This is a genomic window from Streptomyces sichuanensis (genome assembly GCF_020328095.1).
Lineage (GTDB): Bacteria > Actinomycetota > Actinomycetes > Streptomycetales > Streptomycetaceae > Streptomyces > Streptomyces cinnamoneus.
Genome location: NZ_JAIXMK010000067.1, coordinates 36,242 through 60,655, shown reverse-complemented (window position 1 = coordinate 60,655; position 24,414 = coordinate 36,242). Strand labels below are relative to the sequence as shown.

The window sequence follows — 24,414 nt, the reverse complement described above, 5'->3', positions numbered from 1 at the left end:
CCCCCCCCCCCACTGCCATTACCTGCGGTTATTACTGGTCGCGGTACATCTCGGCGACCAGGAAGGCCAGGTCCAGGGACTGGCTGCGGTTGAGGCGGGGGTCGCACGCCGTCTCGTAGCGCTGGTGCAGGTCGTCGACGAAGATCTCGTCGCCGCCGCCCACGCACTCCGTGACGTCGTCACCGGTGAGCTCCACGTGGATGCCGCCCGGGTGGGTGCCGAGGCCCTTGTGGACCTCGAAGAAGCCCTTGACCTCGTCCAGCACGTCGTCGAAGCGACGGGTCTTGTGACCCGAGGCCGCCTCGAAGGTGTTGCCGTGCATCGGGTCGCAGACCCACACCACCTGCGCGCCGGACGCCGTGACCTTCTCCACCAGGGTGGGGAGCTTCTCACGGATCTTGTCGGCGCCCATCCGGGTGATGAACGTCAGACGGCCGGGCTCGCGCTCGGGGTCGAGCCGCTCGATCAGCGTGAGGGCGTCCTCGGGCGTCGTGGTCGGCCCGAGCTTCACCCCGATCGGGTTGCGGATCTTGGAGGCGAACTCGATGTGCGCCCCGTCCAGCTGCCGGGTGCGCTCACCGATCCACACCATGTGGCCCGAGACGTCGTACAGCCGGCCGGTGCGCGAGTCGACGCGGGTCAGCGCCGACTCGTAGTCGAGGACGAGCGCCTCGTGCGAGGCGAAGAACTCGACGGTCTTGAACTCCTCCGGGTCCACCCCACAGGCGTTCATGAAGTTCATCGCCCGGTCGATCTCGCGCGCCAGCTGCTCGTAGCGCTGACCGGAGGGCGAGGACTTCACGAAGTCCTGGTTCCAGGCGTGCACCTGGCGCAGGTCGGCGTAGCCACCGGTGGTGAAGGCACGCACCAGGTTCAGCGTCGAGGCCGACGCCTGGTACATCCGCTTCAGCCGCTGCGGGTCCGGCGTACGGGCCTCGGGCGTGAACGCGAAGCCGTTGACGGAGTCGCCGCGGTAGGTCGGCAGGGTCACGCCGTCGCGGGTCTCGGTCGGCTTCGAGCGCGGCTTGCTGTACTGGCCGGCGATGCGGCCGACCTTCACGACGGGCACGGAACCCGCGTAGGTCAGCACCGCACCCATCTGGAGCAGGGTCTTGAGCTTGTTGCGGATCTGGTCGGCACCGACGGCGTCGAAGGCTTCGGCGCAGTCGCCACCCTGGAGCAGGAACGCCTCACCGCGGGCGACGGCTCCCAGGCGCTGACGCAGCTGGTCGCACTCGCCGGCGAAGACGAGGGGCGGATAGGACTCGAGCTCGGCGATCACATCGCGCAGAGCCTCTTGGTCCGGCCAGTCAGGCTGCTGCGCCGCGGGCAGGGAGCGCCAGGTGTGGCCACCGGCGTGGGTTTCAGCGTTCACGGTCACGCCCTCAACAGTACGGGGTCTTGACAGCCTTCCAGCGGCAGGACCGCACTGTGAGACATCGGCTGAGACGGGTCCGGTGAAAATCCGGGACAGGGCCGGGGCGCGTCGGGTACTGTCCCCGGCATGTACGCGCTTGAGTCCTGCAATCGAAAGTGGTGGTGGACCGCTCCTCCGGCGGCCCACTGATCGCGCGTACTCACGACTCCGCGAAGGCCGCCCCGAGGGGCGGCCTTCGGCGTCCTCCCGGCCGCCGGAACCGAGGCCGTTCCTCCCCTCCAGGAAGGAACCACCTCAGATGACCTTCGACACCGCCACCCTGCTCGCCCGGCTGACCGCCCCCGGCTGCCCGCCGTTCGCCCTGCTCCACCGCCGCGCCCCCGGCCTGTCGCAGGACACCGTCGAGCTGCTCCTGGGCCCCGTCACCGAGGCCGGCCGCCTGGGCGACATCCCGCTGCCCGCCGGCCCGCCCGCCCACGGCGGCCCCGCCCACGACGCGCTGGCCGTCGTCCCGTTCCGGCAGATCCGCGAGCGCGGCTTCGACGTCCGCGACGACGGCACCCCCCTGCTCGTCCTGCGCCCCGAGGAGTGCCACGAGCTCCCGCTCGCCGAGGTCCGCGCCGCGCTGCCCGCGCACGGGGTCCGGGTGGAGGGCGGCACGTTCGACGTGGGCGACGAGGAGTACGCCCGGATCGTCGAGCGCGTCATCGAGGACGAGATCGGCACCGGCGAGGGCGCGAACTTCGTCATCCGGCGCACCTTCGAGGGCGAGATCCACGGCTTCGGCGCCGCCGACGCCCTCGCCCTCTTCCGCCGGCTGCTGGGCGGCGAGCGCGGCGCCTACTGGACGTACGTGCTGCACACCGGGGAGCGCACCCTCGTGGGCGCCAGCCCGGAGGTGCACGTGCGGATGTCCGGCGGAACGGTCGTGATGAACCCCATCAGCGGCACCTACCGCTACCCGGCCGGCGGCCCGTCCGCCGACGACCTGCTCGGCTTCCTCCACGACCGCAAGGAGGTGGAGGAGCTGTCCATGGTCGTCGACGAGGAGCTGAAGATGATGTGCACCGTCGGCGACATGGGCGGCGTGGTCGTCGGCCCGAGGCTGAGGGAGATGTCCCACCTGGCCCACACCGAGTACGAGCTGCGCGGACGCTCCTCGCTGGACGTCCGCGAGGTGCTCCGCGAGACGATGTTCGCGGCCACGGTCACCGGCTCGCCCGTCCAGAACGCGTGCCGCGTCATCGAACGGTACGAGCCCGGCGGCCGCGGCTACTACGCGGGGGCGCTCGCCCTCATCGGCCGCGACGCGGGCGGTGCGCAGACCCTGGACTCGCCGATCCTCATCCGTACCGCGGACATCGACCGGCGCGGACGGCTGCGGGTGGGCGTCGGCGCCACCCTCGTGCGCCACTCCGACCCCCACGCCGAGGTCGCCGAGACGCACGCCAAGGCGGCGGGCGTCCTCGCGGCCCTCGGCGTCCGGCCGGAACCGGTACGCCCGGCGGCGGCCCCGCCCGTACGGCTCGCCGACGACCCCCGGGTACGGGCCGCGCTGGACGCCCGGCGCGCGGACCTGGCCCCCTTTTGGCTGCGGATGCAGACCGAGGCCCCGGCGGCCGTGCCGAGCGGACACGCGCTCGTCGTCGACGGCGAGGACACCTTCACGGCGATGCTCGCCCACCTGCTGCGCACCACGGGGCTGACGGTGACGGTGCGGCGCTTCGACGAGCCGGGGCTGCGGCAGGCGGCGCTGGCCCATGAAGGTCCGGTGGTGCTCGGCCCCGGCCCGGGCAACCCCTCGGACGCGGCCGACCCGAAGATGCGGATGCTGCGCGGGCTGACGGGTGAGCTGCTGCGGGGGCCGCACCGGCACGGGGTGCTGGGGGTGTGCCTGGGGCACGAGCTGATCGCGGCGGAGCTGGGGCTGGAGATCGTGCGGAAGCCGGTGCCGTTCCAGGGGGCGCAGGAGCGGATCGACTTCTTCGGGCGGGAGGAGACGGTGGGCTTCTACAACACCTTCGCGGCACGGGGGGATGCCGAGGGCGTCGAGCTGTGCCGTGACCCCGGCACGGGGGAGGTGCACGCGCTGCGGGGGTCCGGCTTTGCGGGGGTCCAGTTCCACCCGGAGTCGGTGCTGACGCTGAACGGGTCGGCGATCGTGGCGGAGCTGCTCTCCGCGGTCCGCGTCTGAGCCCGCCGCTACCGCGGCGGTTTCGCCCACCCGCCCACCCGATCACTCCGAACGTCATGACGTTCCGGGTGCCGGGCGGGCGGGTGGGAGAGCCCCGCGCCGGAGGCGCGGAATCCCCCCGACGCGGATCAGCCGAAGAACGTCTTGGCCTCCTCGTACAGGGGCAACGGAACGGTCTTCAGCCGGGCGGTGGCCTCGGCCAGGGGAACGCGGACCACGTCCGCGCCGCGCAGCGCCACCATGGCTCCGAAGTCCCCGTCCCGCACCGCGTCGATCGCGTGCAACCCGAACCGCGTCGCCAGCCACCGGTCGAACGCACTCGGCGTCCCGCCCCGCTGGACGTGCCCCAGCACCGTCGTCCGCGCCTCCTTCCCCGTCCGGGCCTCGATCTCCTTCGCCAGCCACTCCCCCACCCCGGAGAGCCGGACGTGGCCGAAGGAGTCGAGCGCGGCGGAGTCCTTGAGCACCAGGTCGCCGTCCTGTGGCATCGCGCCCTCCGCGACGACCACGATCGGCGCGTAGCTGGCGCGGAAGCGCGAGGTCACCCAGCCGCAGACCTCGTCGAGGTCGAAGCGCCGCTCGGGGATCAGGATGACGTTGGCGCCGCCGGCCAGGCCGGAGTGCAGGGCGATCCAGCCGGCGTGCCGGCCCATGACCTCGACGACGAGGACGCGCATGTGCGACTCGGCCGTCGTGTGCAGCCGGTCGATGGCCTCGGTGGCGATGTTGACGGCCGTGTCGAAGCCGAAGGTGTAGTCCGTGGCCGAGAGGTCGTTGTCGATGGTCTTGGGCACGCCGACGCAGCGGATGCCGTACTCGTCGCCGAGGCGGGCGGCGACGCCCAGGGTGTCCTCGCCGCCGATCGCGATCAGGGCGTCCACCTCGTACTTGGCGAGGTTCTCCTTGATCCGCCGGACGCCGTCCGGCTCCTTGAACGGGTTGGTGCGCGACGAGCCGAGGATCGTGCCGCCGCGCGGCAGGATGCCCCGGACCGCCGGGATGCCGAGTGGGACGACGGCGCCGCGCAGCGGGCCGCGCCAGCCGTCCTTGAAGCCGATGAAGTCGTGGCCGTGGTCCTGGACGCCCTTGCGGACGACCGCGCGGATGACCGCGTTGAGGCCGGGGCAGTCGCCTCCGCCGGTCAGCACTCCGATCCGCATGACAGACACCTTTCCCTTCGCCGGGAACGCCCGGCCGCGAAGGGTCAGGCGTCGTCGAGACCTCGCTCTATCGCGTAGCGGACGAGCTCCACACGGTTGTGCAGCTGGAGCTTGCCCAAGGTGTTCTGAACATGGTTCTGCACCGTGCGGTGGGAAATAACCAGCCGCTCGGCGATCTGCTTGTAGGACAGACCCTTCGCCACGAGCCGCAGCACCTCCGTCTCGCGGTCGGTGAGCCGCGGGGCCTTGGGCTCGTCGGGGGCCGCGGGGGCGGGGTCGGCGGCCAGGCGGCGGTACTCGCCGAGGACGAGGCCGGCCAGTCCGGGGGTGAAGACGGGCTCGCCCGCCGCCGTGCGGCGCACGGCGTCCAGCAGCTCCTCCGTGCTGGCGGACTTCAGCAGGTAGCCCGTGGCGCCGGACTTCACGGCCTCCAGGACGTCCGCGTGCTCGCCGCTGGCGGACAGCACCAGCACGCGCAGCTGCGGCCGGTCCGCGACCAGCTCCTTGCAGACGGCCACGCCGGGCAGTCCGGGCAGGTTGAGGTCGAGGACCAGGACGTCGGGCCGGACCGCCGTGGCCCGGCGCACCGCCTGGGGGCCGTCGCCGGCCGTGGCCACCACGTCGTACCCGGCGGCCGCCAGGTCGCGGGCGACCGCGTCCCGCCACATCGGGTGGTCGTCGACCACCATGACCCGTATCGCCTCTGTGCTCATCGTCTGTCCTCGCTCCCCCGTGGAACTCTCAATTCGACCTCGGTGCCCTGCCCGGGCACCGATACCAGCTCGGCGCTGCCGCCGAGGTCCCGCAGCCGGCCGCGGATGGACAGGGCGACGCCCATGCGCCCCTCGCGCTCGGCGTCGGCCAGCCGCCCCTCGGGGATGCCCGGGCCGTCGTCGCGCACGGTGACGATCACCTCGTCCGGCTCGTCCTCCAGCAGGATCCAGGCCCGGGCGGCCTCGCCGGCGTGCTGCGCGACGTTGTCCAGGGCGGCGCCGACGGCGGCCGCGAGCTCCGCGGCCGCGGCCGCCTCCAGCAGCACGGGCGTGCCGGGCGCCGAGACGGTGACGGTGGCCCCGGCGTGCGGGGCGATGAGGGCCCGTACGTCGCAGGGGCCGGACGGCGGCGCCGGGACGGGGGCCACCGTCCGGACCAGCTCGGCGTCCTCGGCGAGCTGGGCGGCGGAACGCTGCGGGGGCAGCAGTCCGCCGGCGACCAGGCTGCGCAGGGCGATCTCCTGCTCGCCGGCCATGCGGCCCAGTTCGGCGGCCTCGCCGCCGATCGCCGCGCCACGGCGCTGGACCATGGCCAGCACCTGCAGGACGCTGTCGTGGATGTCCCGGGCCAGCCGCTCGCGCTCGCGGGTGGCGGCCTCGATCTGCAGGGCGCGGGCGAGCGTGCGCTCACTGGCGCGGGCGACCTCGACGATGTAGCCGATGGCGATGCTGGAGACCCACACCAGGACGACGTTGTGGACGGTGTCGCGGGCGGGGCTGCCGCGCTCGACGAGGTTGGCGGCCGCCACGATCGTCGAGCCGGCCGCCGCCCAGCGCCAGCCGCCCTTGATGGCCAGGCCCAGCACGGCGCCGCCGGTCCAGATGGACGGGAGGGTGGCGGCGCCTCCGTCGATGCGCTCGGCGGTGTCGACGAAGGAGGTGAGGAGGATTCCTGCCAGCGCGATCGTCAGGTCGGCGATCAGGAACGGCTTGGTGCACCGCTCGGCGGACGTGGTCCGGTTCCAGGTCAGCAGCATCCACAGGGTGAGTACGCCCATGTAGAGCGCGGCACCGAGCGGATGGGCGTACGCGTGGTAGCTCAGGAAGAAGAGCGTGAGCGCGTAGCCGAGCGTCAGGATGCGGTAGCCGGTCAGCGCCTGCCACAGGGGCAGCTCCACCGACATCCGCACGGCGCGCGGACGCCCACCGGTGCGCTGTGTCATGTCTGCCCCAACCCCCCAGCCGGGCGACCTTACGCCTCGGGCTTCCGCTACGCCTTCTCGTCGGGCCTGTCGGCCTGGTCCGCCTTCTCGGCCTTGTCGAGTCCGGCGGCCTTCGCCGCCTTCTCCTCCTCGGCCTTCTGCTTCGCCTCCTCCGCGATCTGCCGCTTGGCGGCGGTCGCGTAGATGTCGACGTACTCCTGGCCGGAGAGCTTCATGATCTCGTACATGACCTCGTCGGTCACCGAGCGGAGGATGAAGCGGTCGCCGTCCATGCCGTGGTAGCGGCTGAAGTCCAGCGGCTTGCCGATCCGGATGCCCGGCCGCATCAGCTTGGGGACGACCTTGCCGGGCGGCTGGATCTTCTCCGTGTCGATCATCGCGACGGGGATCACCGGAGCTCCGGTGGCCAGGGCGACGCGGGCGAGCCCGCCGGGCTTGCCGCGGTAGAGGCGGCCGTCCGGGGAACGGGTGCCCTCGGGGTAGATGCCGAAGAGCTCACCGCGCTCCAGCACCTCGATGCCGCTCTTGATGGCGGCCTCACCGGCCCCACGCGCCCCCGAGCGGTCGACGGGGAGCTGGCCGACGCCCTTGAAGAAGGCGGCCGTCAGCTTCCCCTTGACTCCGGGGGAGGTGAAGTACTCCTGCTTGGCGATGAACGTGATCTTGCGATCGAGCACCGCGGGGAGGAAGAAGGAGTCCGAGAAGGACAGGTGGTTGCTCGCCAGGATCGCGGGCCCCTCGGCCGGGATGTTCTCCAGACCCTCCACCCACGGCCGGAAGGCAAGCTTCAGCGACCCGCCGATGGACAGCTTCATTGCGCCGTAGAACAACCCAGAACCTCCAGTGTGTGACGAGGAGACCTTAACCTGCCTACCCGCCGTGCGGCGCTCCGCGTAGGCTGAGGCCCAGACCCTCTCTTTCCTGTTGTCCCGCTCCCTTGAACGGAGATTCCGGTGCCGCTCCTCCCCGGAGCCGAGCCGTTCCGCCATGACGGCGGAGAGGTCGGCGTCCTCGTGTGTCACGGCTTCACCGGTTCCCCGCAGTCGGTCAGGCCCTGGGCCGATTATCTCGCGGAACGGGGCCTGAGCGTCTCGCTGCCGCTGCTGCCGGGGCACGGCACCCACTGGCGGGACATGGCGATCACCGGCTGGCAGGACTGGTACGCCGAGGTCGACCGCGCACTGTGGTCGCTGCGGGAGCGGTGTTCCCGGGTCTTCGTCTGCGGCCTGTCGATGGGCGGCGCCCTCGCGCTGCGCCTGGCCGCCAAGCACGGCGACGCCGTCTCCGGTGTCGTCCTGGTCAACCCGGCCAACAAGGTGCACGGCCTGGCCGCCCGGGCGCTGCCCGTGGTGCGCCACCTGGTCCCCACCACCAAGGGCATCACCAGCGACATCGCCAAGCCGGGCATCGAGGAGACGGGCTACGACCGGGTGCCGCTGCACGCCGCGCACTCCTTCCGCCGCTTCCTGCAGATGCTGGACTCGGAACTGCCCCAGGTGACCCAGCCGTTGCTGCTGATGCACAGCCCCGAGGACCACGTCGTCCCGCCGGCCGACTCGGCGCGCATCCTGGCGCGGGTGTCCTCCCGGGACGTCACCGAGCGGCTGCTGGAGCACAGCTACCACGTGGCGACGCTGGACCACGACGCCCAGTGGATCTTCGACGAGACGTACGCGTTCATCGGGCGGCTCTCCCCGGAGAAGCGGGAGGCTGCCTCCCGTGGCTGAGCGCGACGCGGACCGCGACCGTGACGAGAGCCGCGACCCGCTGGACGAGGACCGCGCGTGGGCCGAGCTCGTGGCGGCCTACGGGGAGCAGCCGGATCCCGAGAAGGGCCGCTGGCCCGCGACGGGTGGCGACGTGAGCGACGAGCGGGAGCCGAGGAAGCCGGAGCCGGAGGCCGCCGGGCCCTCCCCCGTGGCCGAGCCCGGTCCCGCCCCGGAGCCCGCCGGGCGGCCGGGCGGCTTCATCGTCTATGCGCCGGGCGTCGGCCCGCGCGACGCGCCCGCCCCGGATCCGGCGGACACCGACGACGCCGACGAGGGCCACTTCGTGCCCCCGGAGCCGCCGCCGCTGCCGACGGGCGACGTGACGTCGCGCTTCGCGTGGATCGCGGTGCTGGGCGGGCCGCTGCTGCTCCTGGTCATGGTCCTGCTGCAGCAGGAGCTGACGTGGTGGATCACCACCGTGGGCGTGGGCGGCTTCCTGGGCGGCTTCGCGACGCTGGTCCTGCGCATGAAGGACGGCGACGACGAGGACGACGACCCGGGCCGCGGCGCGGTGGTCTGAGGCACTACAGGGTGAGGGGCCGGATACGTCCGGCCCCTTTCGCGTATCCGGGACGCCGTGCGGGCGTCAGGCGGCCGGCACCCGTACCGCGCACAGCACCGGCAAGTGGTCGGTCGCCGCCCTCAGGTCCGCCTCCTCCACACCCTCCAGCCCCATCGGCACCCCGCAGCCCAGCACCTCCACGTCCTTCGTGGCGAAGACCGCGTCGATGCGCTGCAGGGGGTCCCCGAGCCGCGTCGTGTGCTCGCGCCCCCACGGGCGGGTGGCCCAGCCGTCCTGCAGTTCCCGGGCGAGCAGGGTGAACGTACGGCCGTCGGGCCGGTCGTTGAGGTCGCCGGCGAGCACCGCGTGCGGGACGCCGAGGGCCGCCAGGTGTTCCAGGACCAGCCGTCCCTGTCGTTGGCGCTCGGTGTCGCGGATGCTCAGGTGGCAGCTGACGACGCCCAGCCGGGCGGTCCGGCCGAAGCGCACCACGGCCGTCGCGAGGCCCCGCTGGTGCAGGCCCGGGGTGCGGGGCAGCAGGACGTCCTCCGCGCGCTCCACGTGGGCGCGGAGCGAGGCGAGGAGCATCGGGCCGGAGGCGGTGGCGCCGCCGGTGACGTAGGTCAGGTCCGTCTCGCGGGCGAGCCGGGCCGCGGCCTTGCGCCAACGGAAGAAGCGCGGCGCCTCCTGGACGCAGACGACGTCGGGCGCGCAGGCCCGGATGACCCGGGCCAGCGCGCCCACGTCGTCACGCAGGGAGCGGACGTTGTAGCTCAGCACGCGGACGACGGCCGAGCCGTCGGACTCGGTGCGGGAAGCGGGAAGGTCGTGCAGCACGCTGCTTCCCTTTCCGCACCGGCGCCGCACGAAACGGCGAACGGCCCCCGTCGTGCGGCTCCGCCCTGCTAGCCCTGGCGGGCCAGGTCGGCGGCGCCCACCAGGCCGGCCTTGCCGCCCAGCTGGGCGGCGAGCACCTGGGCGTGCGGGCGCCACTGGCCGCCCACCAGCCAGCGGCGGAAGGACTTGCGGATCGGGTCGAGGACGAGGTCGCCCTCGTCGGAGACGCCGCCGCCGACGATGAACGCCGAGGGGTCGAAGAGCGAGGCCAGGTCGGCCAGGCCCGCGCCGGCCCAGCGGGCCAGCTCGCGGAAGGAGTCGATGGCGACCGGGTCGCCCTGGCGGGCGGCGTCGCTGATGTGCTTGCCCTCGATGCCCTCGGGGGTGCCGTCGCCCAGGCTCAGCAGGATCTCGGCGTTCTCCGGGGTGGCCTGCGCGCGCTGCTTGGCGTAGCGGACGAGGGCGCGGCCGGAGGCGTACTGCTCCCAGCAGCCCTGGCTGCCGCAGCCGCACAGCAGGCCGTCGGGGACGACGCGGATGTGGCCGAACTCGGCGGCCACGCCGAAGCGGCCGCGGCGCAGCTTGTTGCCGATGATGATGCCGCCGCCGAGGCCGGTGCCGAGCGTGATGCAGATGACGTCGTCGTGGCCCTGGCCGGCACCGAAGCGGTACTCGCCCCAGGCGGCGGCGTTGGCGTCGTTCTCGACGACGACCGGAAGGCCGACGCGCTGCTCGACCTTGTCCTTGAGCGCCTCGTGCCGCCAGTTGATGTTCGGGGCGAAGAGCACGGTGGCGCGCTTGTCGTCCACGTAGCCGGCGGCGCCGATGCCGACGGCCTCGACCTCGAAGCCCTCGCTGACCGTGCGCACCGCGTCCGCGATCGCGTCGATGACGCCCTCGGGGGTGTCCGGGGTCGGCACCTTGCACGTCGCGAGGATCGAGCCCTCTTCGTCGACCACGCCGGCCGCGATCTTCGTGCCGCCGATGTCGACGCCGATGGTGAGTCCCATGTGTCCCTCAGTTTTTCGCTCGAACCCCGCCGCGCCCCACCGTACCGGAGAGGGGGGTACCCCCATGCCGTTCGGGCCCAAGGGGGGGCTCAGTCGAGGTCGATGCGTTCGGTTCCGCCGTTGTCGCCGCCGTTCCCGCCGTCCCGGCCGTCGCCGTCGTCCTTGCGTCGCTCGCGCGAGGGTTCGTCGCGCGTCCAGCGGCCCTCGTGGCCCTGGACGGCGGCGCGGTAGGCGGCCATCAGCTCCGAGCCGGCGGAGGCGAGGTGGTCGAAGACCTCGGGGTTGCGCTCGATGACGGGCTCCACGGCGGCTCTGGCCTGGGCGACGAGCTGCTGGACGGCGCTCTGGGCGGCGGCGCCCGCGGTGCCGGCTCCCAGGGGCAGCTGGAGGGCGGAGACCTTGTCGGCGACGGCGTCGACGAGCTTGCGCAGCTCCTCGGCGGCGCTGCCCGGTTCGTGCGCCCGGCCGGAACCCGCACGGCGGGCGTTCTCGGCGGCGAGGTCCTCGGCGCAGGCGCGCTCCCAGGCGTCGGGGTCGGGCGTCCGGCCGGAGCCGGGGCGCTCGGTGGCATCGGTCATGACGGACTCCTGCGAGCTGGATTTTCCTTCGACGTTACCCGACCGGCCCGGTGGCGTTCAGCTGCTCCGCGGCCACAGCCCGGGGTCGGGCCGGAAGCGCACGCTGAGCGCCCCGTCGCGCAGCCCGGCGCCGGAGACCGTGCACCGGCGCAGTGCGGACGGCAGGGGCAGGACGCGGCGGAACGGTCCGGTGGCGACGATGAGTTCGTCGCCGCGGCGGACGAGGCCGAGGCCCTCGCGGTCGGCACCGGGCAGCGGCAGTCGCCAGACGAGCATGCCGTCGGTGGCGAGGCGGTCCTCGACGGTCCACGGGTCGGCCGTCTCGCGGACCTTCTCGGGCAGGGTGGCGCGCTCGGCCAGCGGCTCCAGGTCGGTGAGGCCGCGGGGGGAGCGCCCGAGGTGCGGCAGGTCGCGGACGGTGATGCCGTCGGCGAGGAACTCCTCGCAGAGCGCCTTGTGGGCGGTGCGCTGCTCGTCGGCCAGGCCCGCGAGCCAGGGGTCGGCGGAGGCGGCGGGCAGCAGGCGGTTCGCCACGAGCGCGTCGATGCGGCAGCCGTGCAGGGCGAGCCCGGCGCGGGCGGTGCGCAGCGCCTCGCCGGCGACGGGGCCGGGTTCGGCGACCAGGCGCACGGTCGTGCCGGCCGACTCCAGGACGTCCTGGACGGCGGCGAGCTCCTGCTGCCAGCGCTCGACGGTCTCGTAGAGCAGCTGGGCGGGCATGGGGACGCCGGCCAGCTGGGCCAGCATGGGGCGCAGCGCGCGGGCGGCCTGGCGCTCGGGGGGCAGCAGCCGGCGCAGGTAGCGGCTGAGCTGCTCGGGCAGGGCCAGCAGGCGCACGCTCTCGTGGACGGGCGGCATGTCGACGACGAGCAGGTCCCAGCGGGAACCGGTGCGGGCGGCGCGGAGGGCGGCGAGGACCGCCAGGGGTTCGGCGCCGGGGGGCTCGGTGAGCTCTTCGGGGTCGAGGGGGGCGGCGCCGAGCAGGTCGAGGAGGGAGCTGCCGCGCTCCTGCAGGTCGCGGGCGAGGGCGCCGAAGTGCTCGCCGGTGGCGACGCGGGCGGCCCACAGTCCGGGGGCCGCCTCGACGGGTGGCGTCCAGGGGGCGCCGTCGTCGGTGCCCCCGGCCGGCAGCGCGGTGCCGAGCACCGCGTCCGGTGCCCGCCCGCGGTCGCAGGTGAGCAGCAGCACGCGGCGCCCGGTGCGGGCGGCGGCCAGGGCCGTGGCCGCCGCCACGGTGGTGCGGCCCGCGCCGCCGGGACCGGTGACGAGGACCGTACGCAAGGTGGAGCCTCCGGCAGTGGTTCTGGAGCGGACGTCAGGAAGCGGTGCCCGACTCGACGCGCTTCTTGAGTCCGTCGAGGGCCCGGTCGATGATGACCTTCTCCGCCTTGCGCTTGATCATCCCGAGCATCGGGATCTTCACGTCGACGGTGAGCTGGTAGGTGACCTTGGTGTGCTTGCCGCCCTCGGCGGGCTCCAGGCTGTAGGAGCCGTCGAGCTGGCGCAGCATCTGGGACTTGTCGAGGGACCACTGGACGACGCCGGCCTCGGGCCAGCTGTAGTTGAGGGTGTGGTCGTCCTTGATGGCGCCCGCGTCGAGGACCAGGCGCACCTTGCTGGCGCGGCCCTGCTCGTCCTTCTCCAGGACTTCGGCCTGCTTGACCTCTCCCGTCCACTCGCTGTAGCGGTCGAAGTCGGCGATCACGGCCATCACCTCGGCGGGGGTCGCCTCGATCGTGATGCTTGAGCTGGTGTGTTCCGCCATCTGCGGGGCTCCTCCGGTACCGGTCCGCGGCCTCTTCTTGGTCTGCCGGTGAAGGCTACCTCCCGCTGCGCGTCACCACTCCAGCACCCAGGGTGTGGCCGTGGACGCGAAGTGGCCGACGTTGACGCATTCGGTGGCCCCGATGCGCATCCGGCGGGCCAGCGGCTGGTGGACGTGGCCGAAGAGGGCGTACCGGGGCCGGACGGCGCGGATGGTCTCCAGCAGGGCGGAGCTGCCGCGCTCGAAGCGGCGGGCGACGGTGTCGTAGCAGAGCTCGGGCACGTCGGGCGGGATGTGCGAGCAGAGGACGTCGACGTCGCCGAGGGCGGCGAGCTTGGCGGCGTAGGTCTCGTCGTCGATCTCGTAGGGGGTGCGCATGGGGGAGCGCAGGCCGCCGCCGACGAATCCGAAGACGAGGCCGCCGATCTCCACGCGCTCGCCGTCGAGGACGGTGGTGCCGGGGCGGGCGTACTCCGGCCACAGGGGCGGGATGTCCACGTTGCCGTAGGTGGCGTAGGTGGGGGTGGGGAAGGCGGCGAACAGCTCGGCGTACTGCTTGCGGACGGCGGCCTCGACGGCGCTCTTGCGGTCGATGCCGTCCCACAGGGCGCGGGAGAGCTCGCGGGCCTCGTCGAAGCGGCGGGCGGTGCGCAGCTCGACGATGCGGTCGGCGGCCTCGGTCCCGAACAGCTCCGGGAAGATGCCGCGCGAGTGGTCGGCGTAGTCGAGGAAGAGGACGAGGTCGCCCAGGCAGACCAGGGCGTCGGCGCCCTCTCCCGCCCGCGCCAGACCTTCGGCGTTGCCGTGTACGTCGCTGACCACGTGGACTCGCATACGGATCACCCTAGGTGCTGCGGCTGGGCGTCCGGAAGGGCCCCGACCTGCGGTTACTTCCGAGTCACCTAGCCGGGGGGCTAGGGTGCGGGGAGCAGTCCCGTGGCATGTGACGCATAGAACATCTGGGCGCGACCCTCTATTCGAAAGTGGTACTGGTGGGTAACGTCCGGGCAGTCCGATCCCCCTGCCTGATCATGGACCGCAGCCGACGCAGCGCCCCTCGACGACGCGGCGGCGCCGGCGCCCGACGAGGAGCAGCAGTCTTGCGCGAGTTCAGCCTTCCGGCCCTGTACGAGGTCCCCGCCGACGGAAACCTGACGGATCTCATCCGCCGGAACGCCGCTCTCCACCCGGAGGTGGCCGTCATCGGCCGCAAGGTCGACGGCCGCTGGGAGGACGTCACCGCCGCCGGGTTCCTCGCCGAGGTCCGTTCCGCCGCCAAGGGCCTGATGGCCGCGGGGATCAAGCCGGGCGACCGGATCGGGCTGCTGTCGCGCACCCGCTACGAGTGGGCGCTGCTGGACTTCGCCATCTGGAGCGCGGGCGGCGTCACCGTACCGATCTACGAGACCAGCTCGCCGGAGCAGATCCAGTGGATCCTCGGCGACTCCGGGGCCGTGGCCTGCCTGGTGGAGACCCCGGCGCACGAGGCCGCCGTGGAGTCCGTGCGCGACCGGCTGCCGGAGCTGGCGAACATCTGGCAGATAGAGCGCGGGGCCCTGGAGCGGCTGCGCACGGCCGGCGAGACGCTGACCGACGAGTCGGTCGACGAGCGCAGCGCGCTGGCCGTCGCCGACTCCCCCGCCACCATCGTCTACACCTCGGGCACCACCGGGCGCCCCAAGGGCTGCGTGCTCACCCACCGCGCCTTCTTCGCGGAGTGCGGCAATGCGGTGGAGCGGCTCAAGCCGCTGTTCAACACGGGCGATTCGTCCGTTCTGCTCTTCCTGCCCGCCGCCCACGTCTTCGGCCGGCTGGTCGAGGTCGCCGCGGTGCTGGCGCCCATCCGCCTCGGCCTGGTCAGCGACATCCGCAACCTCACCGACGACCTCCAGGGCTTCAGGCCCACCCTGGTCCTCGGCGTGCCCCGCGTCTTCGAGAAGGTCTACAACGGCGCCCGCGCCAAGGCCCAGGCCGACGGCAAGGGCAAGATCTTCGACAAGGCGGCGGACACCGCGATCGCCTACAGCCGCGCCCTGGACACCGCCGCGGGCCCGTCCTTCGGCCTGAAGATCAAGCACAAGATCTTCGACAAGCTGGTCTACAGCAAGCTGCGCGCGGTGCTCGGCGGCCGGGCCACGCACGCGATCTCCGGCGGCGCCCCGCTGGGCGAGCGCCTGGGCCACTTCTACCGGGGCATCGGCTTCACCGTCCTGGAGGGCTACGGCCTGACGGAGTCGTGCGCGGCGACCGCGTTCAACCCCTGGGACAAGCCGCGGATCGGCACAGTCGGCCAGCCGCTGCCGGGCTCGGTGGTGCGCATCGCCGACGACGGCGAGGTGCTGCTGCACGGCGAGCACCTCTTCACCGGCTACTGGAACAACGAGGCGGCGACGGCGGAGGCCCTGTCGGACGGCTGGTTCCACACCGGTGACCTGGGCACGCTGGACGAGGACGGCTTCCTGAGCATCACCGGCCGCAAGAAGGAGATCATCGTCACGGCCGGCGGCAAGAACGTCGCCCCCGCCGTGATCGAGGACCGGGTCCGTGCCCACGCGCTGGTCGCCGAGTGCATGGTCGTCGGCGACGGCCGGCCGTTCATCGGCGCCCTGATCACCCTCGACGAGGACTTCCTGCCACGCTGGCTGGAGCAGAACGGCAAGGCCGCGGGCCTGACGGCCGCCGAGCTGGGCGAGGACGCCGACCTGCTCGCGGCCGTGCAGAAGGCGGTCGACGACGGCAACGCGGCGGTCTCGAAGGCGGAGTCGGTGCGCAAGTTCCGCATCCTGCCGGCGCAGTTCACGGAGGCGTCGGGCCATGTGACGCCGTCGCTGAAGCTCAAGCGGAACGTCGTCGCGAAGGACTTCGCCGACGAGATCGAGGCGATCTACCACGGCTGACGCCGGACCGACCGGGCGGGCCGGGGTCTCCGGCCCGCCCGGCGTCCGACGACGTCGACGACATTGCCGGAGCGATGTCGACGACGCTGCCGGAGCGCGCTAGAGCAACGCCTTGAGCCGGTCCGCCAGCAGGTCCCACCGCCAGCGCTCCTCGACCCACTCGCGGCCGCGTTCGCCCATGCGCCGGCGCAGCTCCGGATCCTGCAGCAGCGTCACGATCCGGTCGGCGGCCTCCCCGGCCACCCCTCCGCGCACGACGTAGCCCGTCTCGCCTTCGAGCACCGCGTCCGGGGCGCCGCCCGAATCGCCGGCGACGACGGGCAGGCCGGTGGCCGACGCCTCCAGGTAGACGATGCCGAGCCCCTCGACGTCCAGCCCGCCGCGGCGCGTGCGGCACGGCATGGCGAAGACGTCACCGGCGCCGTAGTGGGCGGGCAGCTCCTCCCAGGGCACCGGCCCGGTGAAGCGGACCGCGTGCGCGACGCCGGTGGCGTCGGCCAGCTTCCGCAGGTCGTCGGCGTACGGCCCGCCGCCGACGATCAGCAGGACGGCGTCGGGCACGGCCGCCAGGATCCGCGGCATGGCCTCGATCAGGGTGTCCTGGCCCTTGCGCGGTACGAGCCGCGAGACGCACACGACGACGGGCCGGCCGGCGAGGCCGAGCCGGGCCCTGACCTCGTCGCCCCCGGAGCCGGGGTGGAAGGTCTTCTCGTTCACGCCCGGCGGCAGTTGCACCATGCGCGCCGCCGCTTCGGGCGTCAACGCCGCGGCGATCCGCGACCGCGTGTACTCGCCCAGATAGGTGATTGTGTCGGTGCCCTCGCCGATCCGCCGCAGCAGCTGCCGGGAAGCGGGCAGCTGGGCCCACCCGGCCTCGTGCCCGTGCGAGGTGGCGACCAGCCGGCGGGCGCCCGCCCGGCGCAGCGCGGGGGCCATCAGCCCCAGGGGCGCGGCGGCCCCGAACCACACCGAGGTGCAGCCGTGCTCCCGCAACAGGCCGGCCGCGCGCCGGGTGACCCGGGGCGTGGGCAGCAGCATGGTCGTGCGGTCACGGACGACGGTGAAGGGCTGCTCGGCGTCGAACCGGGCCGTCGCCTCCACGCCCTCGCGGCTCCGCTTCCAGGTGGAGGCGTAGACCACGATGCTCGCCGGGTCCAGGCGCAGCGCCATGTTGTGCAGGAACGCCTGGATGCCCCCCGGACGGGGCGGGAAGTCGTTGGTGACGATCAGGGTCTTGTGCATCGCCGTCCGACAGTACCGGGGTGCCGCCCCGGCTCCCGCCGGGGGTGCCCCCAGGGCGGCAAACTCTGCGCCGCGTCCCGCCACGTCATCGCGCGCGGGCCCCCTCGACCGGCATGATTCCTTGCAGTGACGGCACACACACGGTGTGTGGTGACGCGGGGTGGATCCGAAAGGCGAGGTGAATCATGGTGGCGGGCACTGGTCTGCGGCTCTCGATCGTGGCGTGGGCCGTCACCCGGGCCGTTCTGATGATGTGCGTCTTCCGGGTGTGGGACATGCCGGGCTCGGACGTCTCCGTCGACATCGAGGTGATCTACCAGGGCTGGTACGGGGTGCTGCGGACCGGCATCTTCCCCTACGACGACGTCACCTGGCAGTACCCGCCGGCCGCCGCACTGGCCGTCCTCGCTCCCGGGCTGCTGCCCTTCCTCGGCTACGCTCCCGCGTTCTTCGTGCTGTGCCTGCTGGCGGACGCGGCGGTCATGGGGATGCTGCTGTACTCCGTGCGGGATGCGCGGCGCAGCCCGCTGGGCGTCTGGGTGTGGGTGGTGGGGGTGCCGCTGCTCGGGCCCATCGTCTACGCCCGCTACGACGTCATGGTCACCGCGGTGGCCGTCGCGGCCCTGCTGACGGCCGGCCGCCGGACCCGGCTCTCGGGGGCCCTGACGGGGTTCGGGGCGTTGCTGAAGGTGTGGCCGGTGCTGCTGCTCATCGGCACGCCGCGCGGCCCGCGCACCCGCTCCATGTGGACCGCGGCCCTGGTGACGGCGGCGCTCCTGGCGGTGTTCTGCACGGCGGCGATGCCGGGGGCGCTGGCGTTCCTGACCTTCCAGCGCGACCGGGGCACGGAGGTGGAGTCGCTGGGCTCGCTGGTCTTCCACGTGGCGCGGCACTTCGGCTGGCACGGCAAGGCGCGGCTCAACTACGGCTCGGTGGAGTTCCTGGGCCGGCACGTGCACGCGGTGAGCGCCCTGGCGCTGGGGCTGAGCATGCTGGCGTTCGCGTGGCTGCTGGTGTGGCGGCTGCGGGCCCGCAGGTTCACGCCGACGACGCCCTACGACGCGGCGTTCGCCGCGGTGCTGCTGTTCACCACCACCAGCCGGGTCATCAGCCCGCAGTACATGGTGTGGCTGATCGGACTGGCGGCGGTGTGCGTGACGATGCGCACGCCCCGGCAGATGCTGCCCGTGCTGCTCGTGGTGATCGCGGCCCCGGTCACCCAGCTCGAATTCCCCATCTGGTTCTCGCACGTGGTGGCCAGCGACAAGCTGGGCGTGGCCACCCTGACGCTGCGTAACGGGCTGCTGGTGGCGGCGACGCTCATCTCCTGCACCCGGCTGTGGCGGGAGACGGTGTCGGGGGCGTCGCCGGCCGGCGAGCCGGACCCGCCGACCGAGCCCCGGGAGTCCGCGCTGGTCAGCCGGTAGGCCGACCGCCCAGCGCGGCGGCGACGTAGGAGCGCCAGCGACCGGTGAAGTCGTCCCGGCCGATGCCCAGCACCTCGCGCAGCGCCGCGTCGAGGGCCCCCGGGCGGCTGCGGTGCGAGCCCACGGCGCGGTAGAAGGCGACGAGCTTCTCCTCGCCCCACTCCTCGGCGATCATGCGGCAGGCCAGCCAGCCCTCCTCGTACGCGCGGGCCAGCCGGCCGGCCTCGCCCGCGAAGCCGAAGTCGGCGTCCTCGGGGAGCTGCTGCGGCGCCCGGCCCGCCGCGACGGCCTCGGCGAGCTCGGGGGCGGCCTGCCGGGGCGTGCGGCCGCTGGTGCGGTAGGCCGCCCAGTCGGCGAAGCCCTCGGAGAGCCACAGCGGGGTGGCGGGCGAGGTGCGGGAGCGGGTGGCGACGTGCGCGGTCTCGTGGGTGAGCACGATGCGCCGCCCGAAGTCGCCGAGCGCGCCGTACGCCTCGGGGTTGACGATGATCCGGTCGGCGGGGGCGGTGTCCTCCCCGCCGGCCCCGGGGGAACGGGAGGCGCCCCCGGCGGCGACGACGCCGGTGGTCACGGCGGCGATGCCGCGGTAGTGGGAGGCGGGGGCGCCCAGCAGGGCCGCCATCCGTTCCAGCGAGGCGGGCATCTCGACCACGACGCGCTCCGCCCAGCCGCCCCGCCACGCCGCGTCCACCGCGGGCACCGCCCGGTCGGCGAGGCCGGCCAGCGCCCGCAGCCGCGCCGGGTCCTGGTCCACGCCGAGGACCAGGCTGCGCTCGCCGCGCACGGCCGTGACCGTGCCCTGTTCCCACAGCTGGCCGCCGCCGGACGCGGGCTCCTGCCCGGCCACGTACCAGCGGTCGCCGCGCCGCACCAGCGTCAGCCGCAGCGAGGTGGTGACCGGTGCCGTGTCGTAGCCGTCCAGGCGGTAGCGCAGCTCGGCCTCGGCGGCGACGCGGTGGCCGTCGCCCGGGAGGGGGCCGAAGCCGCCGGTACGCACCAGGTGGTACTCCCAGGAGGCGAGCGGCACCTGTCCGAGACCCGCGAAGACCCGGCGCCGCTCGGCCCGGTAGCCGCCGGCGGCCGGGTCCACGGCCGCCAGGTAGGCGGCCTCGTCCCGCTCGCGGACGGCGGCCGCCCACCGGTCCAGGAGACGCTGGGCGGCGGTGTCGGTCCCCTCGGCGCGGGTGCCGGGGCCGCCGGGGCCGCAGCCGGCCAGCACGGCGAGCAGGGCGAGGACGAGCAGCACCACCGCCGTCGGGCAGCGCCGCGCCCGCCGTCCGTTCCGCCCGCTGCCCGTCACGCCCGCATCGTACGAGCCGGGCGGCCCCCGGCCCGGGTCAGGGCACGCTCATGGCCGGGTGACGGAGGAAATCGGCATCATGTTGGCCGGGTCGTAGCGGACCCGCGCGCCGGGGTAGGGGGCGTGCACGACCTGGCCGTTGCCCACGTACATGCCCACGTGGCTGGCGTCGTCGCGGTAGATGACCAGATCGCCGGGCCGGGCGTCGGCGAGGGAGACGTGGCGGCCGGCGTTGCGCTGGGCCTGGGAGGTGCGCGGCAGGCCCACTCCGGCGCGGCCGTAGGCCCACTGCATCAGCCCGGAGCAGTCGAAGGCGCCGGGCCCGGTCGCCCCCCAGGCGTACGGGGAGCCCACTGCCGACCGGACCGCCATGGCGGCGGCGGCACCGCGGCCGGAGATCGCCGAAAGGTCGGGCAGCAGTCCGCCGGCGTGCAGGGACCCGGCGGCGCGTTCGCCCGAGCGCGAGGAACGGGCGTAGTCCGCGCGGGCCGGCTCCGGGAGGGAGTTCAGCAGCCGGCGGGCCTCGGCGAGCTTGCCCTCGACCTCCTCCTTGTGGCGCTCGACGGCCGCCCGGCTCGCCTCCAGCTCGGCGAGCGTGCGGGCGGCCTCCTGCCGCTCCTGGCGCAGCGTGCGCTGCGCGGCGAGCAGGGACCGCAGCTGTCCGGCCTGGCGGCCGGTGACGCGGTCGAGGGTGGCGGCCCGGTCGAGGTAGCCGTCGGGGTCGGAGGACAGCAGCAGCTCGATGGCGGGGTCCACCGCGCCGTTGCGGTACTGGGCGGTGGCGATCATGCCGAGGGCGGTGCGCATCCGGTTGACCTGTTCCTGACCGCGCGCGACGCGGTCGGCGGCCTGTTCGACGCGCTCGCGCAGGGCGTCGGCGCGTTCGCCGGCCGCGTTGTACTTCTCGGTGGCCCGCTCGGCCTGCTCGTAGAGCCGGTCGAGTTGTGCTCTCACCGTCCCGGTCGCCTTGGAGTCGTCGGCGGTGTCGCCGGGCCGGGCGGTCGCCGGGGCCGCCGAGAGGGCGGCCGCCGCGGTGGCCACCGCGGCGGACAGAACGGTGACCCGCATGCTCTGGCCGAGGCCGGACTGCGAGGGACGGCGATGGGACGCCACGGGGGGCCGCACTTCCTTCCACTGTGTGCGGACCCCTTGCCGCCCGGTCGACGGGCGGACGACGGCGGGGGGACCGCGCGGCAGACAGTAGCGGCGCGCTCACCCCCTGTTCAAAGACCGCGGGGGGTCGGACGACCGACGCCCCGCCGGAGACGCAGGTCACCGGCGGGGCGTGGAGTCAGTTGCCGTAGCCGGGATTCGCCCGAACGGGCGGCGTGGCGCGGCGGGAAGTGTGAGCCGTGGGAGTACCCCCGTGCCGTGCGGGCCGGGAGGGAAGGGTCAGCCGACGCGGACCCCGAACTGGAAGGGCATGTTGCCCATGGCTTCGTAGCGGACGACCGTGCCGGTCCGCGGCGCGTGCAGCACCTGGCCATTGCCCGCGTAGAGGCCGACGTGGTGCTGGTCGCCGTAGAAGATCACCAGGTCGCCGGGCTGGAGCTGGCTCTGGCTGTAGATGCGGGTGCCGGCGTTGGCCTGGTCCTGGGAGATGCGCGGCAGGGAGACGCCGGCCTGGCCGTAGGCCCACTGGGTGAGGCCGGAGCAGTCCCACGAGGACATGCCGGTCGCACCGTAGTGGTACGGCTTGCCGAGCTGGCTCTGGGCCGCGCCCAGCGCGGCGCCGCCGCGGCCGGAGCCGGCGGGCACCTTCGGGTGGCTCGTCGAGCCGCCGGCGCCGGCGGAGTCGCCGCCCGTCTTGCCGCCGGTGCCCTTGGCGCCGTCGGCGGCCTTGTCCGCCCCGGTGATCTCGGCGCGTTCCTTCTCGGAGAAGCCGTTGAGCACCTTCTGGGCCTCGGCCAGCTTGCCCTGGATCTCGCGCTGGCGCTCGCCCAGCGCCTTGCGGGTGGACTCCAGGTCCGCCAGCTTCGTCGTGGCCTCCTTGCGCTGCTGTGTCAGGACGCGCTGCTTGGCTGCGATCAGCCGCAGGGTGTCCGCCTGCTTGGCGCTGAGCTGGTTGAGGGTGGAAGCCTTCTCCAGGTACGAGTCCGGGTCGGAGGACAGCAGCAGCTGCAGGGTCGGGTCGATGGAGCCGCTGCGGTACTGGGCGGTGGCCATCGAACCGAGGCCGTCGCGGAGCTTGTTGAGCTCCTCCTGGCCGCGGGCGACCCGGTCCTGGAGCTCGTCCACCTGCTTCTGCAGCTTGTCGTGCTGCTCCTTGGCCCCGTTGAACTTCTCGGTGGCCTGCTCCGCCTCTTCGTAGAGCTTGTCGACCTCGGCCTTGGCATCCGCCTTGGAGGGCCGCGGGTCGGCGTGCGCGGACTGCGCGGTGAGTGCGACGGCCGCGGCGGCGGTCGCGGTCAGAACGGTCACCCGAGTGCGGCTCGGCGGCTTGGGACGACGGTGGGAGGCCACGGGGACGAGACCCTCCTCTTCCTCGAACTCAGAATCATGGAGCAAAGGTTCGAGGCCCGACCCTAGTGAGCGGAATGAGATCCTTTCAAATTCTCGTGCGAAAAATCTGCCCCAGGAGTCCAAGCTTTACCAACGGACCACCGCAGGTGACACCGCCTTAACGGGCGTTACCGCTCAGGTCCGGGCAAGTCGCCGCAGCAACAGGGCCGATGCGACCGGCCGTGCGCCCGCCTTGGCGACGCCGTCGGCCACCTCGCGGTCGGTGGAGACCACCACGACCGGACGGCCCGGCGGCTCGGCCCGCACCAGCTGGCGGATGAGCTCGTCCGCCGTCACGCCGGGCTTGCTGAACAGCACCCGCACCCCGCGCGGCGGCGCCAGCAGCACCGGCGCGGCCAGCTCCGCGCCGTCGAAGACGCACGTCACCTCGGCGCCGGTCTGCGCGGCCAGCATCGCCAGCCCGCCCAGCAGCCGCAGTCGTTGCTTGTCCAGCGGCATCGTCGGATAGCCGGTCTTGGTGACGTTGTAGCCGTCGACGACCAGATGCGCCTGCGGCAGCGCCAGCAGCTGGTCCAGCAGCGCCGGGTCGGTCTCCGACAGGGCCCGGGTGGCGATGTCCTTGGGCGTCATCGTGCCGGGCTGCACCGCGTCCACGGTGTCCGCCGGGTGCACGGAGGCGGGCGGCAGCGCCAGCTCGCGCCGCAGCCCCTGGGCCGCGTCCAGCACCGTGTCCAGCAGCAGCCGCAGCCGCATGTCCTCCACGCTGCGCCCCTCGCGGGCCGCCCGGCGGGTCGCCTCCAGGCCCGCCTCGGCCTCCGCCAGCCGGGACTTGATACGCCGCGTCTCGGCCAGGGCCGCCGCCTTCTCGGCCGCGGCCTCCGACCGCAGCGACTCCAGCTCCGCCTGCGCCTTGCGCAGCGCCGCCTCGCCGCGCCGCACGTCGCTGACGGCGCTGCGCAGCTTGCGCTGGTGCGACTCCGACTCCCGGCGCGCCGCCTCCAGCTCGGCGCGGACGCGCTCGGTCTCCGCACGGGCCTCGGCCCGGACCGAGGCCAGCTCCTCGCGCAGCTGCCGCAGCTCGCGCTGGGCCTCCTCGCCGGCCCGCTCGGCGCTGGCCCGCTGGGCCTCCTCGCCGGCGGCCGTGACGAGCTTGACCCAGCCGGGCGGGCGCAGCACGAAGGCCATGGCCGCCACGTCCTCGGGGTCCGCGGCCGCAGGCGGCGAACCGGCGTCGAGCGCCTCGACCAGCTCCGAGCCCGTCTCGCGCAGCCGGGCGGAGATCCGCTGCCGGAAGACCGGGTCGCCCTCCACGGCCGCCGCCATGGCGTTGCCGGCGAACTTGGCCCGCCGGGTCGGGGTGAAGCGGGCGTACTGCCGCAGCTGGGGCGGGAGTTCGGCGACCGTCAGCCCGCCGAACGCCTCCGCGACGAGCCCGATGACCCGCCGCCTGATCCCCTCGGGCAGCGGACGGTCGAGCACCTCCGTGACGCCGTCGTCGGCCCCGCCGGCGTCACCGGCGGCCTCCACGCCGTCAGTGTGCTCCACCACCGTTCATCGCTCCCGTTCTTCAGGCATGTGCGGCCGGCCGGTCCACCAGCTCGATCTGGTCGACCGTGTTGCACCAGCGGCACCGCACGGATTCGATCGTCTCACTGACGACCTCACGCTCCTCCACCTTCGGCTCGCCCGCCAGATCGAGGTGCACGTACTCCACGGCCCTGGTGGTGCGGGTCACGTCGAACCGCGTGAGGTTGCCGCACAGGGTGCAGCGCCACCGGGTCTCGGCCGTCGGCCGGGGAACGCCCATCGTCTCGTCCGTCCTCGTCGTCGGTTCGCGTGCGGTTTACATACGGTCTGCATACGGTCTGTGCAGTTCTCTTTCCGTAACCCTACGGCCTGGTGGTCGCCGAACGCGGTGGCACCGTCCCGACCGGACGGACCGGCGAGGCACTCTGT

22 protein-coding genes are annotated in these 24,414 nt (G+C 73.5%); 5 read left to right on the top strand and 17 right to left on the bottom strand.

The window, feature by feature from the left end; translation table 11 throughout:
- Positions 1–31: 31 nt before the first annotated feature.
- Positions 32–1,381 (bottom strand): class II 3-deoxy-7-phosphoheptulonate synthase, encoded by a 1,350-nt coding sequence (locus LE181_RS19965; RefSeq protein ID WP_225662671.1) that lies wholly within the window; start codon positions 1,379–1,381, stop codon positions 32–34.
- Between the two features lie 295 nt (positions 1,382–1,676).
- On the opposite strand from LE181_RS19965, the gene LE181_RS19960 reads away from it, so the two are divergent.
- On the top strand, positions 1,677–3,572 hold the full coding sequence (locus LE181_RS19960; RefSeq protein WP_225662670.1) for an anthranilate synthase family protein: 1,896 nt from the start codon (positions 1,677–1,679) through the stop codon (positions 3,570–3,572).
- 128 nt (positions 3,573–3,700) lie between these two features.
- Here the strand turns inward: LE181_RS19960 and LE181_RS19955 are convergent, their stop codons facing one another.
- From LE181_RS19955 to LE181_RS19940, 4 genes are read right to left on the bottom strand one after another with little or no spacing between them, the layout of a single operon-like run.
- Positions 3,701–4,732 (bottom strand): 6-phosphofructokinase, encoded by a 1,032-nt coding sequence (locus tag LE181_RS19955; protein ID WP_225662669.1) that lies wholly within the window; start codon positions 4,730–4,732, stop codon positions 3,701–3,703.
- 44 nt (positions 4,733–4,776) lie between these two features.
- Positions 4,777–5,445 (bottom strand): response regulator, encoded by a 669-nt coding sequence (locus tag LE181_RS19950; protein WP_190111745.1) that lies wholly within the window; start codon positions 5,443–5,445, stop codon positions 4,777–4,779.
- Positions 5,442–6,668: a MacS family sensor histidine kinase gene (gene macS, locus LE181_RS19945; protein ID WP_225662668.1), complete on the bottom strand. Its 1,227-nt coding sequence runs from the start codon at positions 6,666–6,668 to the stop codon at positions 5,442–5,444. Before macS ends, LE181_RS19950 begins: the two co-directional genes overlap by 4 nt.
- A 47-nt stretch (positions 6,669–6,715) precedes the next feature.
- Positions 6,716–7,498 (bottom strand): lysophospholipid acyltransferase family protein, encoded by a 783-nt coding sequence (locus LE181_RS19940; RefSeq protein WP_225662667.1) that lies wholly within the window; start codon positions 7,496–7,498, stop codon positions 6,716–6,718.
- 123 nt (positions 7,499–7,621) lie between these two features.
- Between LE181_RS19940 and LE181_RS19935 the strand changes: the two genes are divergently transcribed.
- Together LE181_RS19935 and LE181_RS19930 are read left to right on the top strand one after the other, a co-directional pair.
- Positions 7,622–8,395: an alpha/beta hydrolase gene (locus LE181_RS19935; RefSeq protein WP_225662666.1), complete on the top strand. Its 774-nt coding sequence runs from the start codon at positions 7,622–7,624 to the stop codon at positions 8,393–8,395.
- The gene (locus LE181_RS19930) at positions 8,388–8,957 is read left to right on the top strand and encodes a hypothetical protein (protein WP_225662665.1); all 570 of its coding nucleotides are present in this window, start codon (positions 8,388–8,390) and stop codon (positions 8,955–8,957) included. The genes LE181_RS19935 and LE181_RS19930 overlap by 8 nt, the downstream gene beginning before the upstream one ends.
- Positions 8,958–9,023: 66 nt before the next feature.
- Here the strand turns inward: LE181_RS19930 and LE181_RS19925 are convergent, their stop codons facing one another.
- The 6 genes from LE181_RS19925 to LE181_RS19900 all read right to left on the bottom strand — a co-directional run bounded on the left by LE181_RS19925 (position 9,024) and on the right by LE181_RS19900 (position 13,963).
- Positions 9,024–9,776 (bottom strand): endonuclease/exonuclease/phosphatase family protein, encoded by a 753-nt coding sequence (locus LE181_RS19925; RefSeq protein ID WP_225662664.1) that lies wholly within the window; start codon positions 9,774–9,776, stop codon positions 9,024–9,026.
- Between the two features lie 68 nt (positions 9,777–9,844).
- On the bottom strand, positions 9,845–10,786 hold the full coding sequence (locus LE181_RS19920; RefSeq protein WP_225662663.1) for an ROK family glucokinase: 942 nt from the start codon (positions 10,784–10,786) through the stop codon (positions 9,845–9,847).
- An 89-nt stretch (positions 10,787–10,875) separates the two neighbouring features.
- Complete coding sequence (locus LE181_RS19915) at positions 10,876–11,364, bottom strand: DUF5304 domain-containing protein (protein ID WP_225662662.1); 489 nt, start codon at positions 11,362–11,364, stop codon at positions 10,876–10,878.
- A 57-nt stretch (positions 11,365–11,421) separates the two neighbouring features.
- Complete coding sequence (locus LE181_RS19910; RefSeq protein ID WP_225662661.1) at positions 11,422–12,645, bottom strand: ArsA family ATPase; 1,224 nt, start codon at positions 12,643–12,645, stop codon at positions 11,422–11,424.
- Positions 12,646–12,679: 34 nt separating this feature from the next.
- Positions 12,680–13,129, bottom strand: a complete 450-nt coding sequence (locus LE181_RS19905) for an SRPBCC family protein (protein WP_225662660.1) — start codon at positions 13,127–13,129, stop codon at positions 12,680–12,682.
- Between the two features lie 72 nt (positions 13,130–13,201).
- On the bottom strand, positions 13,202–13,963 hold the full coding sequence (locus LE181_RS19900; protein WP_225662659.1) for a metallophosphoesterase family protein: 762 nt from the start codon (positions 13,961–13,963) through the stop codon (positions 13,202–13,204).
- 266 nt (positions 13,964–14,229) lie between these two features.
- Here LE181_RS19900 and LE181_RS19895 point away from each other — a divergent pair, with 266 nt between their 5' ends.
- A complete protein-coding gene (locus LE181_RS19895; RefSeq protein ID WP_225662658.1) occupies positions 14,230–16,026 on the top strand; it encodes an AMP-dependent synthetase/ligase in 1,797 nt (598 codons plus the stop codon).
- Between the two features lie 99 nt (positions 16,027–16,125).
- Here LE181_RS19895 and LE181_RS19890 read toward each other — a convergent pair whose 3' ends face one another.
- Positions 16,126–17,268, bottom strand: coding sequence for a glycosyltransferase family 4 protein (locus LE181_RS19890; protein ID WP_225662657.1), 1,143 nt, complete (start codon positions 17,266–17,268; stop codon positions 16,126–16,128).
- Positions 17,269–17,453: 185 nt separating this feature from the next.
- On the opposite strand from LE181_RS19890, the gene LE181_RS19885 reads away from it, so the two are divergent.
- On the top strand, positions 17,454–18,695 hold the full coding sequence (locus LE181_RS19885; protein WP_225662656.1) for a glycosyltransferase 87 family protein: 1,242 nt from the start codon (positions 17,454–17,456) through the stop codon (positions 18,693–18,695).
- Here the strand turns inward: LE181_RS19885 and LE181_RS19880 are convergent.
- From LE181_RS19880 to LE181_RS19860, 5 genes are all read right to left on the bottom strand, one after another.
- The gene (locus LE181_RS19880; RefSeq protein WP_372458425.1) at positions 18,685–19,995 is read right to left on the bottom strand and encodes a gluzincin family metallopeptidase; all 1,311 of its coding nucleotides are present in this window, start codon (positions 19,993–19,995) and stop codon (positions 18,685–18,687) included. The two genes, LE181_RS19885 and LE181_RS19880, sit on opposite strands and share 11 nt — an antisense overlap.
- Before the next feature lie 48 nt (positions 19,996–20,043).
- Positions 20,044–21,108: a C40 family peptidase gene (locus LE181_RS19875; protein WP_225662655.1), complete on the bottom strand. Its 1,065-nt coding sequence runs from the start codon at positions 21,106–21,108 to the stop codon at positions 20,044–20,046.
- A gap of 279 nt (positions 21,109–21,387) precedes the next feature.
- Positions 21,388–22,458: a C40 family peptidase gene (locus LE181_RS19870; RefSeq protein WP_225662654.1), complete on the bottom strand. Its 1,071-nt coding sequence runs from the start codon at positions 22,456–22,458 to the stop codon at positions 21,388–21,390.
- 174 nt (positions 22,459–22,632) lie between these two features.
- A complete protein-coding gene (locus LE181_RS19865; RefSeq protein ID WP_372458424.1) occupies positions 22,633–24,006 on the bottom strand; it encodes an NYN domain-containing protein in 1,374 nt (457 codons plus the stop codon).
- Between the two features lie 19 nt (positions 24,007–24,025).
- Positions 24,026–24,265, bottom strand: coding sequence for a hypothetical protein (locus LE181_RS19860; protein WP_190111760.1), 240 nt, complete (start codon positions 24,263–24,265; stop codon positions 24,026–24,028).
- Between the last annotated feature and the right edge of the window lie 149 nt (positions 24,266–24,414).

What these genes read in the sequence shown, in the direction of transcription:
- LE181_RS19905 (WP_225662660.1), bottom strand. Translation starts at nt 13,129, where the DNA reads ATGGCGGAACACACCAGCTCAAGCATCACGATCGAGGCGACCCCCGCC.
- LE181_RS19920 (WP_225662663.1), bottom strand. Translation starts at nt 10,786, where the DNA reads ATGGGACTCACCATCGGCGTCGACATCGGCGGCACGAAGATCGCGGCC.
- LE181_RS19955 (WP_225662669.1), bottom strand. Translation starts at nt 4,732, where the DNA reads ATGCGGATCGGAGTGCTGACCGGCGGAGGCGACTGCCCCGGCCTCAAC.
- LE181_RS19950 (WP_190111745.1), bottom strand. Translation starts at nt 5,445, where the DNA reads ATGAGCACAGAGGCGATACGGGTCATGGTGGTCGACGACCACCCGATG.
- macS (WP_225662668.1), bottom strand. Translation starts at nt 6,668, where the DNA reads ATGACACAGCGCACCGGTGGGCGTCCGCGCGCCGTGCGGATGTCGGTG.
- LE181_RS19890 (WP_225662657.1), bottom strand. Translation starts at nt 17,268, where the DNA reads ATGCACAAGACCCTGATCGTCACCAACGACTTCCCGCCCCGTCCGGGG.
- LE181_RS19960 (WP_225662670.1), top strand. Translation starts at nt 1,677, where the DNA reads ATGACCTTCGACACCGCCACCCTGCTCGCCCGGCTGACCGCCCCCGGC.
- LE181_RS19915 (WP_225662662.1), bottom strand. Translation starts at nt 11,364, where the DNA reads ATGACCGATGCCACCGAGCGCCCCGGCTCCGGCCGGACGCCCGACCCC.
- LE181_RS19860 (WP_190111760.1), bottom strand. Translation starts at nt 24,265, where the DNA reads ATGGGCGTTCCCCGGCCGACGGCCGAGACCCGGTGGCGCTGCACCCTG.
- LE181_RS19900 (WP_225662659.1), bottom strand. Translation starts at nt 13,963, where the DNA reads ATGCGAGTCCACGTGGTCAGCGACGTACACGGCAACGCCGAAGGTCTG.
- LE181_RS19885 (WP_225662656.1), top strand. Translation starts at nt 17,454, where the DNA reads ATGGTGGCGGGCACTGGTCTGCGGCTCTCGATCGTGGCGTGGGCCGTC.